General features: G+C 32.7%; 15 protein-coding genes. 9 read left to right on the forward strand and 6 right to left on the reverse strand.

Translation table 11 applies throughout. The annotated features are described in order from the left end of the window. Positions 1–119: 119 nt before the first annotated feature. Positions 120–1,412 carry a DEAD/DEAH box helicase gene (locus WHA43_RS08940; RefSeq protein WP_105046714.1) on the reverse strand — a complete coding sequence of 431 codons (1,293 nt, stop codon included), beginning with the start codon at positions 1,410–1,412 and terminating at the stop codon, positions 120–122. A gap of 169 nt (positions 1,413–1,581) precedes the next feature. Next, complete coding sequence (locus WHA43_RS08945; RefSeq protein ID WP_105046715.1) at positions 1,582–1,845, reverse strand: GlsB/YeaQ/YmgE family stress response membrane protein; 264 nt, start codon at positions 1,843–1,845, stop codon at positions 1,582–1,584. Positions 1,846–1,956: 111 nt separating this feature from the next. Between WHA43_RS08945 and WHA43_RS08950 the strand changes: the two genes are divergently transcribed. The 5 genes from WHA43_RS08950 (at position 1,957) to WHA43_RS08970 (ending at position 9,009) form a co-directional block, all read left to right on the forward strand. Then, positions 1,957–4,788, forward strand: coding sequence for a WD40/YVTN/BNR-like repeat-containing protein (locus WHA43_RS08950; RefSeq protein WP_105046716.1), 2,832 nt, complete (start codon positions 1,957–1,959; stop codon positions 4,786–4,788). Continuing rightward, positions 4,789–5,409 carry a DUF6973 domain-containing protein gene (locus WHA43_RS08955; RefSeq protein ID WP_105046717.1) on the forward strand — a complete coding sequence of 207 codons (621 nt, stop codon included), beginning with the start codon at positions 4,789–4,791 and terminating at the stop codon, positions 5,407–5,409. 104 nt (positions 5,410–5,513) lie between these two features. Then, the gene (locus tag WHA43_RS08960; RefSeq protein ID WP_105046718.1) at positions 5,514–6,188 is read left to right on the forward strand and encodes a succinate dehydrogenase cytochrome b subunit; all 675 of its coding nucleotides are present in this window, start codon (positions 5,514–5,516) and stop codon (positions 6,186–6,188) included. 9 nt (positions 6,189–6,197) lie between these two features. Further along, positions 6,198–8,195: a fumarate reductase/succinate dehydrogenase flavoprotein subunit gene (locus WHA43_RS08965; protein ID WP_105046719.1), complete on the forward strand. Its 1,998-nt coding sequence runs from the start codon at positions 6,198–6,200 to the stop codon at positions 8,193–8,195. Positions 8,196–8,268: 73 nt separating this feature from the next. Beyond that, positions 8,269–9,009 carry a succinate dehydrogenase/fumarate reductase iron-sulfur subunit gene (locus WHA43_RS08970; protein ID WP_105046720.1) on the forward strand — a complete coding sequence of 247 codons (741 nt, stop codon included), beginning with the start codon at positions 8,269–8,271 and terminating at the stop codon, positions 9,007–9,009. 66 nt (positions 9,010–9,075) lie between these two features. Here WHA43_RS08970 and WHA43_RS08975 read toward each other — a convergent pair whose 3' ends face one another. The 4 genes from WHA43_RS08975 to WHA43_RS08990 form a co-directional block, all read right to left on the reverse strand. Continuing rightward, on the reverse strand, positions 9,076–10,401 hold the full coding sequence (locus tag WHA43_RS08975) for a vanadium-dependent haloperoxidase (RefSeq protein WP_105046721.1): 1,326 nt from the start codon (positions 10,399–10,401) through the stop codon (positions 9,076–9,078). A 3-nt stretch (positions 10,402–10,404) separates the two neighbouring features. Further along, positions 10,405–13,659, reverse strand: a complete 3,255-nt coding sequence (locus WHA43_RS08980) for a VCBS repeat-containing protein (protein WP_105046722.1) — start codon at positions 13,657–13,659, stop codon at positions 10,405–10,407. Positions 13,660–13,733: 74 nt separating this feature from the next. Beyond that, on the reverse strand, positions 13,734–14,369 hold the full coding sequence (locus WHA43_RS08985) for a viroplasmin family protein (RefSeq protein ID WP_105046723.1): 636 nt from the start codon (positions 14,367–14,369) through the stop codon (positions 13,734–13,736). After that, positions 14,362–14,934, reverse strand: coding sequence for a phosphoribosylglycinamide formyltransferase (locus tag WHA43_RS08990; protein WP_105046724.1), 573 nt, complete (start codon positions 14,932–14,934; stop codon positions 14,362–14,364). The genes WHA43_RS08985 and WHA43_RS08990 overlap by 8 nt, the downstream gene beginning before the upstream one ends. A gap of 173 nt (positions 14,935–15,107) precedes the next feature. Between WHA43_RS08990 and WHA43_RS08995 the strand changes: the two genes are divergently transcribed. The 4 genes from WHA43_RS08995 to WHA43_RS09010 all read left to right on the forward strand — a co-directional run bounded on the left by WHA43_RS08995 (position 15,108) and on the right by WHA43_RS09010 (position 17,902). Further along, a complete protein-coding gene (locus WHA43_RS08995) occupies positions 15,108–15,344 on the forward strand; it encodes an acyl carrier protein (protein WP_105046725.1) in 237 nt (78 codons plus the stop codon). 7 nt (positions 15,345–15,351) lie between these two features. After that, entirely contained in the window at positions 15,352–16,605 is a 1,254-nt protein-coding gene (gene fabF, locus WHA43_RS09000; RefSeq protein ID WP_105046726.1) for a beta-ketoacyl-ACP synthase II, read from the forward strand. Positions 16,606–16,608: 3 nt separating this feature from the next. Further along, on the forward strand, positions 16,609–17,346 hold the full coding sequence (gene rnc / locus WHA43_RS09005; protein WP_105046727.1) for a ribonuclease III: 738 nt from the start codon (positions 16,609–16,611) through the stop codon (positions 17,344–17,346). 85 nt (positions 17,347–17,431) lie between these two features. Beyond that, a complete protein-coding gene (locus WHA43_RS09010) occupies positions 17,432–17,902 on the forward strand; it encodes an IPExxxVDY family protein (RefSeq protein ID WP_105046728.1) in 471 nt (156 codons plus the stop codon). Positions 17,903–17,904: the final 2 nt, after the last annotated feature.

Genomic DNA, 17,904 nt, shown 5'->3' on the forward strand with positions numbered 1-17,904 from the left:
ATATTATTAGCAACTAAAAATTTGGTTTTATGGCAAAGATTCTAAGCACACGCAAAGATCATAAAGACTTTAAATAATCTTTTGAGAACTTTGTGAAAACCCTTTACATTTAAAATCCTTTAAAACTTCTTTTTAGGAGCTGAATTTCCTGGTTTTTTTCGCCCAAAAAAACCTTTCTTTTTAATTGATTTTACCTCTGGAGTTGTCGTATTTGATGCTTTTTTCTTTTTTCCAAACGAACCTTTGCTTTGAGTTGCAGCTCTTTTAGGCTCTGCAGTATCTGTAGGTTCAAAACCTTTTACAATTTCTGAATCTAATTTTTCATTGAGTAGTTTTTCAATCTCATTTTGATATTCAGTTTCTTCACTACAAACCAATGAAATTGCTTCTCCTGCAGCACCTGCTCTTCCAGTTCTTCCAATTCTGTGTACATAATCCTCAGGAACATTTGGCAATTCGAAATTGATTACATGAGGTAATAAAGGAATATCCAAACCACGAGCAGCAATGTCAGTTGCAACCAATACTTTTATAGAATTTTCTTTGAAAGTTTTCAAGGCTTTTGTTCTTGCACCTTGACTTTTATTTCCATGTATTGCAGCTGCAGAAATGTTTGATTTTATCAATTTTTCAGTCAATTTGTTTGCGCCATGTTTTGTGCGCGTAAAAACCAATATTTGTTGCCAATCATTGTTTTTTATGAGTTGAATCATAAAATCCGTTTTCTTGTTTTTATCGATTTTATATACTTTGTGTGTCACTTTTACGGCTGTTGAATTTTGTGGTTCAGCAGCAACAGAAACAGGATTGTTTAAAATTCCTTCCGCTAATTTTCGAATTTCAGGAGAAAAAGTTGCAGAAAACATCAAATTTTGACGCTTTACAGGCATAAAACTGATGAGTTTATTTAAATCTCTTGCAAAACCCATGTCTAACATTCTGTCAGCCTCATCTAAAATCAAGACATCAATTCGTTTGAATGATACTGAGTTTTGTTCATGCAAATCCAATAATCTTCCTGGAGTCGCCACCAAAATATCAACCCCATATTTGAGCATTGCTTTTTGCGAAGTAATATTTACGCCACCAAAAACAACTCCCGATTTTATATTCACATATTTACTGTACTCTTTGATGTTTTCATATACTTGAGCAGCCAATTCTCTTGTAGGCGTTAAAACTAAAGCGCGCAAAGGTCTGAACTTTGGATGTTTTGTTTCGGTTAAATATTGTAAAACTGGCAGTGTAAAACTTGCTGTTTTTCCAGTTCCAGTTTGTGCAGATGCTAGTACATCTTTTCCTTCTAAAATATGTGGAATTGCTTTTTGTTGAATGGGAGAAGGAGTTGTATATCCTTTTTCTTCTACTGCTTTTACAAATGCAGCTGTTAATCCTAAAGATTTGAATGGCATAAATGGTTTTTAAGAAACAACATTTTTGTTGTTCTAAATCTGCTACAAAAGTAGGTTGAATCTTGTCTACAAAACGACAAATTATGAGATTATATTCAAAATCAGTAATATAAAACAATAAAAAAGAGGTTATAAAACCTCTTTAAAATTTATAAACGCACTTATTGTATTATCTTTTTTTAGAAAGTCCACGTTTAAAAAGTCCTAAAACAAACAAAATAATGATTGCACCAGAAGCTCCTTTAATTATATCACTCACTACACCACTTCCTACTTTAATACCTAATTCACCAAAAGCCCAGGTTCCAACAAAACTTCCTGCAATACCAATAATAATGCTTACTAAAAGTCCATAACCGTTGTCACTCATTAATACATCTGCAATATATCCGCAGACAGCTCCAATAATAATTGTGTAAATAATACCATCCATAGTTTTAAAAGTTAATTGTTAAATTAGTGCCAATTTAATCAAAAATCTATATAAATTTCAAGATATTTGAAATTAATTACCAACTAATCAATCATTTTTAATAGTTACATCATGAAGAATACTATTTTTTATTTCGTTTTATTTTTTACATCAATTGTATTTGGACAGCAAAAACCAACAACAGCAAATGAGGTAAAAGGTGCTTTAACCAAAAAAGAGCAGCTTTCAAAAACGTCTCTTGTAAAAAATCTACCTTTTCAAAATATTGGTCCTAATATCATGAGTGGACGTGTTGCAGATGTTGATGTAAATCCTGAAAATACAACTGAGTTTTATGTAGGATATGCTTCTGGTGGATTGTGGTATACCAACAATAATGGCATCACTTTTATGCCAGTCATGGACAATTCCGAAACTCAAAATATTGGAGATATTGCCGTTGATTGGAAATCTGGAACAATTTGGGTTGGTACAGGCGAAAAAAATTCATCACGTTCTTCGTATGCAGGAATTGGAATGTTAAAATCTACAGACAAAGGAAAATCTTGGAAAAATGTTGGTTTGTTAGATTCTCATCACGTAAGTAGAATTGTCATCAATCCAACAAATTCGGATGAAGTGATTGTGGGTGTCATCGGACATTTGTATTCATCCAATGAGGAAAGAGGTATTTTTAAAACTACAGATGGTGGAAAAACATGGAAAAAAACATTATATATCAACGAAAATACAGGGATTATTGATGTAGAACCTGCTCCAAACAACTTTAATATCATGTATGCTGCTTCTTGGGAAAGAGAACGAAAAGCATGGGATTTTGATGGCGATGGAAAAAACTCTGCCATTTATAAAAGCACAGATGCAGGAACTACTTGGACAAAAATTTCTGATAATAATGGATTTCCAAATGGTGATGGAGTTGGAAGAATTGGCTTAGCTGTTTTTAATGAAAACACAGTGTATGTTTTGCATGATAGTCAGTTTAGAGAAGCAAAAAGCGATAAAAAATCAGCTTCAAAATCTTTGACCAAAGAAGATTTTAAAACCATGACTACAGATGCTTTTTTAGCATTATCAGATAAAGACCTGAATACGTATTTAAAAACCTATGGCTTTCAAGAAAAATACCGTGCTGAAAATGTAAAACAAATGGTGAGAGTTGGTACTATAAAACCCATTGATTTTGCAAGATATTTAGAGGACGAAAACGAAGTTGTTTTTGACACTCCTGTAATTGGTGCTGAGGTTTTTAAAACGACCAATGGCGGAAAATCCTGGAAAAAAACACACACAGGCAATATTGATGGATTGTATTCTTCTTATGGCTATTATTTTGGTGAAATTAGAGTGGATTTACAAGATGAAAATAAAATTTACGTACTGGGAGTTCCTATTTTAAAATCGAAAGATGGTGGCAAAACATTTATCGGGATCAATGGAGAAAACGTGCATGCAGATCATCAAGCATTGTGGGTAAATCCAAAAAAATCAGGGCATTTATTAAATGGAAATGATGGTGGATTGAATCTTTCTTATGATGATGGTGAAAATTGGTCAAAATTGAATGAGCCCTCTGTTGGGCAATTTTATGCAGTGTATGTTGACAATCAAAAAGACTATCAAGTTTATGGAGGTTTGCAAGATAATGGGGTTTGGGTTGGAAGCCACAATGCTCGCATTGACAAACGTTGGCATCAATCAGGACAAAATCCTTTTGAGTCAATCATGGGTGGAGATGGTATGCAAGTGCAAGTGGATGAACGAAATCCGAACATTGTTTACACAGGATATCAGTTTGGAAATTATTTCAGAATTGATAGAAAATCGGGTAAAAATACCTACATCCAACCAAAACATACGTTAGGTGAATCGCCTTATAGATTCAACTGGCAAACGCCTATTTTGCTATCAAAACACAATCAAGATATTTTATATTTAGGAGGCAATAAATTGCATCGTTCATTAAATCAAGGAGATGATTGGGAAACTATTTCTGATGATTTAACAACTGGTGGCAAAAAAGGAAATGTCGCTTTTGGAACATTAACAAGCATTTCTGAAAGTCCATTTCAATTCGGATTGTTATACACTGGTTCTGATGATGGTTTGGTGCATATTACCAAAAATGGTGGAGGTTCTTGGGAAAAAATTTCTGACAATTTGCCTCAAGGTTTGTGGGTTTCAAGAGTCATTGCTTCTGCACATCAAAAAGAGCGTGTTTACGTAACCTTAAATGGCTACAGATTTGATGATTTTACACCTTATATTTATGTTTCTGAAGATTTCGGAAAAACTTGGAAAAACATTGGAATTAGCATTCCAACTTCATCTGTAAATGTGATAAAAGAAGATCCTGCAAACGAAAACATCTTATATGTTGGTACAGATAATGGCGCTTACATTTCTTTTGATAAAGGAGATTCTTGGGAAATTTTCAATAAAAACTTACCCAATGTTGCTGTTCATGATTTGGTGATTCAAGAAAGAGAAAAACACCTGATTTTAGGAACTCATGGTCGTAGTTTGTACAAAGCAAATATTGCAAATCTGCAATTGTTTACAAAAGAGTTTATGAATAAAAGAACTCATATTTTTAAAATGGAAGCAATTCAAAAAAGAAACAATTGGGGTTCAGCAAGAAATGATTGGTCTGAAGTTTACGAGCCAGCAATGACAATTCCTTTTTATGTTAATTCTAATAGAAAAACAACTGTAGAAATTGTGATGAATGATGTAATTTTAAACACATTTATTGTTACACCAGATAAAGGATATAACGAAGTTTCATTTGATCTATCTTTTAACGAAAAAGGAAAAAAAGCCTATGAAGACGCTAATAAAAACAACAAGTTAGAAAAAGCTAAAAACGGCAAATTTTATCTACCAAAAGGAACATATACTGTAAAAATAGGAGATGAAAAAGCAACGTTTGAAATCAAATAAATGAAGAAAACGAGTGTAATTTTCTTTTTGTTTTTATCATTTTTTGCGCATTCTCAATCCGATTTAAAAAGTTTTTTTGCACTTTCAGGACCCAAAAAAAGTTGGGTCCTGTTGCATGCTTTAAAAGCAAAAAAGGCATACGAAATTTCAGTTGAAGTAACACGAATTGCAGATTCAATTAGCAAAACAAACCTTTTGGACGGTGATGCTTCAGGTGGTCAAGTAGATGCCTTTAGACATGCTTATTGGATGGCAAGATTGCGTCAAGAAATTGGAAAATCGGCTGCAAAATCACTTGGAAAAGCGCATGAAAAAGAAAATTATTTGATGTTTAAAAATCAAAAATTAGAAGACGGAATAGTTCCTGATGAAATTTCTTCAAAAATGGATTTATACAATAACAATCAAGGTTTGTTATTGATTTCCAAAAACAGCGATATTTCCAAAACAGGATTGATTTACAGAGTGATAAATGCCATTCATGAAGGAAAAATGAAAATCATTAAAAAAGATGCAAATGGCAATTTTTTAACCTGTGATGGACAAATAATTTCGACAGATTCTTTGAAAGGAAAATGGAAAAATAACAAGTGTTTGGTGTCTTCAAATCAAATTCCTTAAATTTTATTTAAAATTGTTCTAAATACCTTCGAAAACGTTGTAATTTCTTTGAAATACATTTCCTTTCGCCGTATTTTTGTAGTCAAAATTTTAACTAAACTACAATGAGCGGATTTTTCAAATCGTCAATAGGAAGAAAAGTAGCGATGGCACTTTCAGCTTTCTTCTTAATGATTTTCTTATTGCAACACCTTTTTATCAATACATTATCGGTTTTTAGTCCAGAGTTGTTCAACGAAGTTTCTCATTTTATGGGAACAAATCCTTTGGTTCAATTCGCGTTACAGCCAGTATTGATTATTGGAGTTGTGTTTCATTTTGTGATGGGTTTTATACTCGAAATCAAAAACAACAACGCAAGACAAACAAAATATGTAAAAAACAATGGTGCTGCCAATGCTACTTGGATGAGTAGAAATATGATTTGGAGTGGCGTTGTAATTTTAGCATTTATTGTATTGCATTTTATCGATTTTTGGTTTCCAGAAATCAATACCAAATTCATCAAAGGTGATTGGTCAGGAACTATGGAAGGCGTAGAAGGTTTGCGTTATTATGAAGAATTAACGCACAAATTTGTAAATCCGATTCGAGTTGGTGCTTATGCGTTGGCATTCGTTTTTTTAGGATTGCATTTAGCACACGGATTTACCTCAGCTTTTCAATCTGTAGGAGCAGCATCTTTGCGTAAAAAACTTGAAAATGTTGGTAAAGCCTATGCAATCATTGTTCCTTTAGGATTTATTTTTATTGCATTGTTTCACCATTTTAACCATTAATCTTACACTATGACTTTAGATTCTAAAATTCCAAAAGGCCCATTAAAAGATAAATGGACTGATTATAAAAACAAAATCAACTTGGTTAATCCTGCCAACAAACGTCACATTGATATTATTGTGGTTGGAACAGGTTTGGCTGGAGGTTCTGCTTCTGCAACATTAGCAGAATTGGGCTATAATGTAAAAACATTTTGTTACCAAGATTCTCCAAGAAGAGCACATTCAATTGCAGCTCAAGGTGGAATTAATGCAGCAAAAAATTATCAAGGAGATGGTGATTCAACCTACAGATTATTTTACGATACCGTAAAGGGAGGTGATTATCGTTCACGTGAAGCAAATGTTTACAGATTGGCAGAAGTTTCTGCAAATATCATTGACCAATGTGTGGCGCAAGGAGTTCCTTTTGCACGTGATTATGGAGGATTGTTAGACAATCGTTCTTTTGGTGGAGTACTAGTTTCTAGAACTTTTTACGCAAAAGGACAAACAGGTCAACAATTATTATTAGGAGCATACTCTGCTATGAATAGACAAATTGCTCGTGGAAAAATCGAAATGTTCAACAGACACGAAATGTTGGATATTGTTTTGGTAGATGGAAAAGCAAGAGGAATTATCGCACGTAATTTAGTAACAGGCGAAATTGAGCGTCATTCTGCACACGCAGTAGTAATTGCTTCAGGAGGTTATGGAAACGTTTATTTCCTTTCTACAAATGCAATGGGTTCAAATGTTACAGCTGCTTGGAAAGTTCACAAGAAAGGAGCCTTTTTTGCAAATCCTTGTTTTACACAAATTCACCCAACGTGTATTCCACGTTCAGGAGATTATCAATCAAAATTAACATTGATGTCAGAGTCACTAAGAAATGATGGAAGAATTTGGGTTCCAAAAAACTTAGAAGACGCGAAATTAATCCGAGAAAGAAAGAAAAAACCAACTGAATTATCAGAAGACGAAAGAGATTATTTCTTAGAAAGACGTTATCCTGCTTTTGGTAATTTAGTGCCAAGAGACGTGGCTTCAAGAGCTGCAAAAGAGCGTTGTGATGCTGGTTTTGGCGTAAATGCAACTGGTGAAGCTGTTTTTTTAGATTTTGCTTCTTCTATTGAAAGATATGGAAAAGAGCAAGCGAAAATTCAAAATATTGACAATCCTTCTACGGCTAAAATCTATGAATTAGGGCAAAAAATTGTCGAGGCAAAATATGGAAATTTATTCCAGATGTATGAAAAAATCGTAGATGAAAATCCATACAAAACACCTATGATGATTTATCCAGCTGTACATTATACCATGGGAGGTATTTGGGTAGATTATAATTTAATGACTACAATTCCAGGTTGTTATGCAATTGGCGAAGCTAATTTTTCAGAACATGGAGCAAACAGATTGGGTGCTTCTGCATTGATGCAAGGTTTGGCTGATGGATATTTTGTATTGCCATATACAATTGGAGATTATTTAGCTGATGACATCAGAACTGGAAAAATTCCTACAAATACGCCCGAATTTGATGAAGCTGAAAAATCAGTGAAAGATAGAATCGATTTTTTCATCAACAATAAAGGAACTCATTCTGTAGATTATTATCACAAGAAATTAGGAAAAATTATGTGGGATAAATGCGGAATGTCTAGAAACGAAGCTGGATTAAAAGAGGCTATTGAAGAAATTTCGGAATTGAGAAAAGATTTCTGGAAAAATGTTTCAGTACCTGGATCAGACAAACAATACAATGAAGAATTGGCAAAAGCAGGCAGAGTAGCTGATTTCTTAGAATTGGGAGAATTGTTTGCTAAAGATGCTTTAGAGAGAGAAGAATCTGCAGGAGGACATTTTAGAGAAGAATACCAAACTCCTGAAGGAGAAGCACAAAGAAGAAAAGAATTCCAATATGTTGCTGCTTGGGAGTACAAAGGCGAACCAAAAGATGCAGTATTGCACAAAGAAATTTTGGAATACGAAAATATCGAAGTAAAAGAAAGATCTTATAAATAATATTTGCTCTTAGCATTTAGTTATTAGCATTTTGCTAATTGCTAAAATCTAACAGCTTAAAGCACAAATAAAAATGAATTTAACATTAAAAATTTGGAGACAGAAAGACTCAAAATCTAAGGGTCAAATGGTCGATTATAAAGTTACTGATATTTCAGAACATATGTCTTTTTTAGAAATGATTGATGTTTTAAATGAAGGATTAGTAGCGAAAGGAGAAGAGCCTGTAGCTTTCGATCACGATTGTAGAGAAGGCATTTGCGGAATGTGTTCTATGTATATCAACGGAGAAGCTCACGGTCCTGACAGAGGTGTTACTACCTGTCAATTACACATGCGTATGTTTAAAGACGGTGACACCATCACCATTGAACCTTTTAGAGCATCAGCATTTCCAGTAATTAAAGATTTAGTGGTTGACAGATCTGCTTTTGATAGAATTCAACATGCAGGAGGTTATATTTCTGTAAATACCTCAGGAAATACACAGGATGCTAATGCAATTCCAATTTCAAAACATGCAGCAGATACAGCTATGGATGCTGCAACTTGTATTGGTTGTGGAGCTTGTGTCGCTACTTGTAAAAACTCATCTGCGATGTTGTTTGTGGGTGCAAAAGTTTCGCAATATGCGTTATTGCCACAAGGACAAGTGGAGGCTGCAGATCGTGTAAAAAACATGGTTGCTCAAATGGATTTAGAAGGTTTTGGAAACTGTACAAACACAGGTGCTTGTGAAGTGGAGTGTCCAAAAGGAATTTCATTAGATGTTATTGCACGTATGAACAGAGAATTAATGAAAGCTGCGATTTAAAGAGTTTTACAACAACATTTTATACAAACCCAAAACAATTTCGTTTTGGGTTTTTTATTTTAAAAGTTATTTGATAAAATCAAGCTTTTCATTTACAAATTTTCCTAATAAAATTCCTTGAGAAAGTCCGTTTTTTACTGCTGAATTGTAATGAATTCCTCCATAAAGTCGGCTAATTGCGGCTTCTTTGGCTGCATTTCTAAAAGAAGTAAAGTTTCTTACAGGCAATCCGAATTGAAGTTCAGTAGTATCTTCAAAAGAAAAATTATCACCGAAAATGTTTGTCAATACTTCTGATGCAGCTCCTGAGACTACAGAATGTCCACTTGTATATTCAGGAAATGGAGGTGTTTGTAACAAAGGCGTCCAAGTATTGTCAATATATTTATTAATAAGCGTTTCTGGACGAATCAAATTGCTTCGGTATTTTTCGTCCCAACAACTTATAAAACCATCCATAATAGCTATGGAAGTTTTGGTGTAAGCAAATACCGTTTTTTCAAAGTCAGAATTACTTTTTTTAGTAGCAATTTTACAAATACCAATCCAATGTGCGCCAGGGGTTATTTTTTTAGAAGCAAACATAAAATGCCCTTTGTTCACAGAAACATAGGGATTGCAATCCCAAAATTGTGCAATTGCAACTTCTTTAGAGGTATCTCCATTTTTTCTGATGTTGTTCGTCATTTCATACAAATCCATCACTTCTTTATAAAAATCAGAGCCTTTTTCAAGCGAAAAAGTTGGAGGAGGAATGGGTTTGAATTGTGCTGCAGAATCCAACACAAAAGGGCGAATTTTATTCCAATTTGGCTCAATTCCGTTCATATATGCAGGTGGAGTTGGTTGCCATCTTGATGGATCATCAGAATGCACATTGAAGTTCGGCATTGTGCGCGTTTCAATATAATTGTCTTTTTTCATCCAATCAATGATGTGAGACGAAACTGCTAACCCATATTTTTCAGCCGCTAAAAATTCTTTTTTATTGATGGATTTCCAATGAATATTTAAACTGTCTTTTACCGCAATCAATTCTTCTTTTGAAAAAACGAGCTCTTTTGCAACATCCAAATAGGCAATTAAAGCCGCTAAAGGTTTGTTGATTTCTTGATTTTTTGGTAGGTTTTCAATCGTTTTTAACCCATTTAATTGATTCGTTAAAGATTGATATTTTCCGTTTTCTGCATTCAAAACTTCATAAGCAGCAATGTTTGGATAAGCATAAATTCTACTTGCAACTGGAGGTGAAAAAATATCATGAATCATAACCTCTGTTACTTCATCTACCAAAAAATGATAGTCTTTTGACTCGATTTTTATGGATTCTTTTTGGCAAGAAATCCATAAAAATAGGGTTAATAGAAAAATCGGAATTTTAAAAAAACGCATTTTTTAATTTTTAAAAGTATAAGTTTTTACGCTGTCATTATTTGCCACAACCAACAATGCATTTTTGCCTTTCATTTTTATTACAGCGGTTTCTTTGATTTGATTTTTAAAAGGTGCAATTCCAAATTGATTGACAAATTTGTAATCACTTTTTGACGTTGCAAGAATGCCTTTTAAAGAATTATAATTTCCGTGATAATTGGAAGTCTTTTCGGAGTTTCCACTAATCAACAAGTGTTTTTTATCTTGTATTGTAATTTCTGACATAGAGTTAATTGGAGCCAATTGAAATGCAATTGGAAGCTTTACAAAAGTGTCAAATTTCCCATTATTGTTTTCTAAATATCCAGAAGTTAAAGTATGTATTTTTCTTTTTTGCGCTTTGTTAAGTGCTTCTTTTGAGAAAATATTTTCCATTGTCTGCAAGGCAAATTCTTTGTGTGTTACGAATTTTTTACTGATAAAATTCATTTGGGAAGCCAATTCGCTTTTAGAATTCATTGGAAAATATTGATTACCAATAGCATATGAAATTACAGCTTCTTTTTTGCCATTGTTATCCAAATCACCATAATACATGATGAGTGGTTTTTCTAAAAATTGTTGAAACTTATTGTTTTCGCCCCAATTTCCTAAAACGATATCTAAATCTCCATCTTCATCCATATCAAAAGCAGCAATAGATTGCCAAAAACCATTCATGTTATCAGGGATTTTTTGTAAAGTCAACTTTCCTTTATTGTTGATGTAAATTTTAGGAACATCCCACTCTGAGGCAATTAATAAATCTTTTTGATTGTCATTATTGATGTCGGTCCAAATTGCAGCTGTAGTTTTGCCTGAAATAATAAAATTAGAATCTACTTCAAAAACTCCTTTTCCGTTATTTTTAAGGATGGTTGAGTTTACAAATTCTCCAAAACTATCAGGATTTGAAAGTGTGCCAATAAATAAATCTTCATCACCATCTGCATCATAATCGTAATTTATAACGCAAGAAGTATTCAAAGGATTTGTCAAAATTTGTTTGGAAGTTTTGGTAAATTTCCCTTGATTGTTGAGGTACAATCTATCAATTTCAAAATTTTTATTTCGTTGAGAATGGATTCCAGAAGCTACGTATAAATCCAAATCTCCATCATTATCTGCATCAAAAAATACAGCATCGTTATCTTCAAATTCAGCATCAACATCAAAAGTTTTTTGAGAAGATTTGATGAATTTTGTGCCAGTATTTAAAAATAATTCTCCCGGTTTTCCTGATGCGCCACCCAAATAAATATCATCAAAACCGTTTTTATCAATATCGCCAATTGCTAAAGCAGGACCTAAAGTTGATACTTTGTAAGGAGTTAATTTTTCTGCAAAAAAATCATTATAAGTATCTTCTTTGTGGATAAAATCAATCAAATTATTTTGAGTAAAGTAATTTTTTGTAGACATCTTAGACGCAATTAAATTTACATCAGAAGTTGGGTTATATCCAATTTTATGCAATTTATTGATGCTCAGATTTTTTTCAACTTGGCGTTTTTGGTTAGGCCAGATAATTTCAAGAGAATCAATTTTAGAGATTGTATCTAATCCAAAGTGAACCTTACTTTCTATTGATGATAAAAATCCGCGCGATTTAAAAACTTGTTTGAATTGCTTTTTATTATTGAAATAAAGAGTTGTTTTTGCTCCAATTGCTTCTTTATTTCCTGCTAAATAATCGAATTTTAACGCAATGTAGTTTTTTGTTGCATTGGTATTGTTTTGATAAATTGTAGCAAAATCGTTTACATTATTCGTGATGATGTCCAAGTCGCCATCCAAATCTAAATCAACATATACAGCACCATTAGAAAGCGAAAGTTCTTTTGCAATCCAAGATCCTGTTTTTTCTGAAAAGCGATTGGAATTTCCACTAAAAATTTGATTCGGAACTTTACCACTTGGCATTTGATCTATTGATTTAAAGAGCCATTGTACCCCTTTAGCTTCTCCATATCTTTTGAAAGTGTTGGAAACATAATTTTTAAAATCTAAGTCATTTGGACGTCTTAAAATTCCGTTTGATATAAATAAATCCTGATGAGAATCATTGTTATAATCCGCAAAAAGCGGAGACCAACTCCAATCTGTGGCAGCAACACCATTCAAAAATGCAGTTTCGTAAAAAAAGTCTCCATCAATATTTATTTGCAGTACATTTCTAGAATATTGATCTTTATATCCTAAGTTTTTTAGGTTTATTTGCATGTTTAACATTACATCATCACCCTCTGTTTCTTTAACAATCCTTTCGTCATTGGGTAGCATGTCTAAAGCAATCAAATCTTGAAAACCATCTCCATTAATGTCAGAAACATCACTTCCCATAGAAAACCTACTTATAGTAGAAAATGCACTTGAAAGTTTTTCAGTAAAGGTTCCGTTTTTATTGTTGATGTAGTAATAATCATCTTCATGAAAATCGTTGCAAATGTATATATCATCCCAACCATCATTATTAAAATCAGCAATTGAAGCGCTTAATCCATAGCCATTTACGCCGCCAAAAATTCCTGCTTTTTCACTAACATCTGTAAATTTCCCTTCATTATTTTGCAATAAAACATCTCCCACAAGTGGTCTTCGATTGTTTCTTTCGCTTGCTGGTCCATGAGATAAATTGGTATGAACAGCATGATTTACAATGTACGCATCTAAATCGCCATCTTTATCGTAATCAAAAAAGTAAGTTTGTGTTGAATATCCTTTAAAATCAAGACCATATGCTGCTGCTTTTTCACTAAAAGTACCATCACCATTATTAATGAAAAGTTCATTATGCCCTTTAAAATCAAGCAAACCAGCAACTGCACAGACATAAATATCAAGCAAACCATCATTATTGATGTCAATCATTGTAGATCCTGTACTCCAATCAGAAGATCCACCAACTTTTGCTTTTGCGGTAATATCTTCGAATTTTAGATTTCCATTGTTAAGGTATAATTTGTTATATCCTTGATTTGAAACAAAATAAATATCAGGTAAACCATCATTATTGATGTCACCTACGCTAACACCACCACCATTATAAAAATAAATGTAATTAATGATACTATGAGCTTCGTCTTCAGTTAAGTTATTTTGAAAAGAAACTCCAGTTTCTGCTGGAGAAAGTTTTTGAAGAAGATATTTTTTTTCGTTATCATCATTTTTTTTACAACCTAAAAAAAACAACTGAACTACAAAAATTACTAAGAAATTGAATTTTGATGGAAGCATTTACTGCGATATAAATGTTTATAAGATTCAAATTTAATAAAATTAAGAAAACTTTAACAAATAAATTACAATAATTATTTCCTTCCAAAATCAGCAGGAATTTCACCCCAAGCTTTTGTTTCCCATTTTAACAACGGATTTTTGAATGTATTTTCTTGCAACCATTTTTCTGCTCTTAGAATTAAGCCTTTCAATGTTGCATTTGATTCATTGAATTCGAGTTTTGTTTTACATTTTTTTTGACGAATCCAACTAATGGCTGTTTTAGAATCAGAATAAATAGGTATGTTTTCTTGATTTTTAGATTTCAATAAGGCAATTCCATGAACCAATGCTAAAAACTCACCAACATTGTTTGTTCCGTTTTTATAGGGACCTTTTCTAAAAATCTCTTGTTTATTATGGGTAAAAACACCTCTATATTCCATGATTCCTGGATTTCCAGCACAAGCTGCATCTACTGCAATACTTTCTAAAATAGGTGTTCCAAATTTTATTTTTTCTGAAGCAGATAAAACAGGTTTTTGGGTGTCTTTTCCTTTGTAATCGTTATAATTTCCTTTAGATGCAATTTCAGCTTCTTCTAAATCACTAAAAGATTTGTATTGCGCGCCTTCAAATCCGTCAATTTGTTGTTTGCAAACGCTCCAAGAAGTAAAAACGCCTGTTTTTCTACCTTTCCAAACCACATAAAATTTAGTTTTAGCCATCTTTCAACACGACGTTTTCAATCATTTTTGGGAAATGTTCTTGCTCTAGCAAATGAATTTTTGCGGCAATTGTTTCAGGAGTATCTTCGAATAAAAGAGCTGTTTTTGCTTGAAAAATAATGGCACCTTCATCATAATTTTCATTCACATAATGAATTGTAATGCCAGTTTCAGATTCGTTATTTGCTTTTACAGCATTGTGCACGTGCATTCCATACATGCCTTTTCCACCATATTTTGGTAACAATGCAGGATGAATATTGATGATTTTATTAGGAAATGCAGCCAAAATATTTTTTGGGATCTTCCATAAAAAACCCGCTAAAATGATAAAATCCGTTTTTTCTTGAAGTAGAAAATGAAGCACTGTATTTTCCTTGAAAAATGCTTCTTTTTCAAATAAAGAACAAGGAACATTAAGTTTTTCACAGCGATCAAAAACTTTGGCAGTTGGATTGTTGCAAAGCACATTTGTTACAACTACTTTGCTAGAGTTGTTAAAATGATTGATAATATTTTCGGCATTCGTTCCAGAGCCAGAGGCAAAAACAACAATTCGTATCATATAATTCGTAAGAGATTACAAAAAAAAGCAATAATTATGAACAAAGAGCTATTTTTTTTAAAAGTTAAAAGTTTTTTATTTACTTTTAAACATCATTTTTTCGACAAAAATTAGATAAAACTAATAAGATTTGTATTTTTGTCCCCGATTTAAATTTTAAAAACTAAAAAATTATGTCAGACATTGCATCAAGAGTAAAAGCGATTATCGTAGACAAATTAGGTGTTGACGATAACGAGGTAACATTAGAAGCTAGCTTCACAAACGATTTAGGAGCAGATTCATTGGATACTGTTGAATTGATTATGGAATTCGAAAAAGAATTCGATATTCAAATTCCAGACGATCAAGCAGAAAACATTGGAACTGTTGGTCAAGCAATTAGCTACATAGAAAGCGCAAAAAAGTAATATTTATATGCAATTAAAACGAGTTGTTGTCACTGGACTTGGCGCATTAACGCCTATTGGTAATACTATAGATGAATATTGGAATGGCTTAATTAATGGAGTTAGTGGAGCTGCGCCCGTAACGTACTATGATGCTGCCAAGTTCAAAACTCGTTTTGCATGTGAATTAAAAAACTTTAATGTCACCGATTTTATTGATCGAAAAGAAGCGCGTAAAATGGATCGTTTTACGCAATATGCTTTGGTTGCTTCAGATGAAGCAATTTTAGATTCAGGTTTGGATCTTGATAAAATCAATAAATTACGAGTGGGCGTTATTTGGGGTGCAGGAATTGGAGGTTTAGAGACTTTTCAAAACGAAGTACTCGATTTTGCCGCAGGTGATGGATCTCCGAGGTTTAATCCTTTTTTCATCCCAAAAATGATTGCTGATATTGCTCCAGGAAACATCTCCATCAAAAATGGATTTATGGGTCCTAATTATACTACAGTCTCTGCATGTGCTTCTTCTGCAAATGCCATGATTGATGCATTAAATTATATCAGATTAGGTACTTGTGATATCATTGTTACTGGTGGCTCTGAAGCTGCAGTAACTATTGCAGGCATGGGAGGTTTCAATGCAATGCACGCATTATCAACAAGAAATGAAAGTCCAGAAACAGCCTCAAGACCTTTTGATGCTGAAAGAGATGGATTCGTTTTAGGTGAAGGTGCAGGTGCCATTGTACTAGAAGAGTATGAGCATGCCAAAGCAAGAGGTGCAAAAATTTATGCAGAACTTGTTGGTGGAGGAATGTCTTCTGATGCATATCACATGACTGCCCCACATCCTGAGGGAATTGGTGTAATTGCAGTAATGAAAAACTGTTTAGAAAACGCAGGATTGCGTCCTGAAGAAATTGATCATATCAATACTCATGGAACTTCAACGCCTTTAGGAGATGTTGCTGAGTTAAAAGCAATTTCAGAAGTGTTTGGCGAACATGCCAAAAACATCAATATCAATTCAACAAAGTCAATGACAGGACATTTGTTGGGTGCTGCAGGTGCCATTGAGGCAATTGCTACTATTTTAACTATAAAGCATGGAATAGTTCCTCCTACTATTAATCATACAACTGTTGACGAAAACATCAATCCATTATTAAATTTAACGTTAAATAAAGCTCAGAAGAGAGACGTTAAAGTTGCAATGAGCAATACGTTTGGTTTTGGTGGTCACAATGCTTGTGTAGCTTTCAAGAAACTTGATGAGTAGTTTATGAATTTTATTAGTAAAATAGTTCATTCTTTTTCTGAAGAGGATCAACAATTTTATAACGAATTAAAAAAAATACTCAATTTTTCTCCTAGAAATATTTCAAAATACAGAAAAGCTTTTACCCATAGATCTATTCAATTAGTAGATGTTGAGGGAAATCCTATGAATTATGAACGGCTTGAGTTTTTGGGCGATTCTATTTTAGGATCAGTAATTGCTGCGTATTTATATAAAAAAGTACCCACTGCTTCTGAAGGATATTTAACTCAAATGCGATCTAAAATTGTAAGTAGAGAGCATTTAAACGAACTTGGAAAAGAATTGAATTTAATTCGATTTGTAAAAAGTAATATCGACCAGACAAATATTGGAGATAATATTCATGGAAATATTTTCGAAGCTTTAATTGGAGCTATTTATCTTGATAAAGGGTATAATATTTGCGAACGATTTATTTATAGAAATGTTATTATTCCACATGTGGATATTGAAAAACTAGAAGGAAAAATCACCAGCTACAAAGGGTTAATTATTGAGTGGTGCCAAAAACAAAAGAAAAAATATAAGTTTGAAACTTACGAAGATACTGGCAATGAACTGATAAAACATTTCAGTGTAAAAGTTAGTATTGATGGTGTGCAAGTTGCCAAAGGAAGAGCAACCTCTAAGAAAAAAGCTGAAGAGCTTGCTGCAAAAAGAGTCTATTTTGCCTTTCAAAAGCAAATTACAACGAACTAATTAACGAAATGCTTTTCGTTAAAATCCATTTAAAACTCATAAACTATTAGTAATTTAGCACCCAATGTCTAATTGATTCATTTTTATGCAAATTCATTCGCTAAGTCATGATTCTTATTTTGAAGACGAATACTCATTAATTGGTATTCACACTACTTTAGAGGATTATAAGTTAGCGTATTTATTAAATAAAAATTTATCTACCAATTTCTATAAATTAAAGAAAGAATTAGTGATTGAAAATAATCAAAACAAAGCATTTTTTTCAATTTTTAATTATCAAAACACCACATATGAATACGATTGGTATCTGATTGCAAACAGTTCAAAAACAGAAAATAGCACTTCAGAAAACCAACTTTTATTAACCACAGAAACCAAAACATATTTAATACCTGAGAAAAAGAATGTCGATTTTTTCATCAAAATTTCTGGAGAAGTTGAACCATCTTTTATTTCTAAAACCATCAAAAAAATTAAAACTATTGAACAAGTAATTACCTCTTATTCAATTGATACAGACAGTTTAAAATCAAAAGATTTTTTAATATTTTAAAA

This window comes from Polaribacter gangjinensis, assembly GCF_038024125.1.
In the GTDB taxonomy this organism is placed as follows: domain Bacteria; phylum Bacteroidota; class Bacteroidia; order Flavobacteriales; family Flavobacteriaceae; genus Polaribacter; species Polaribacter gangjinensis.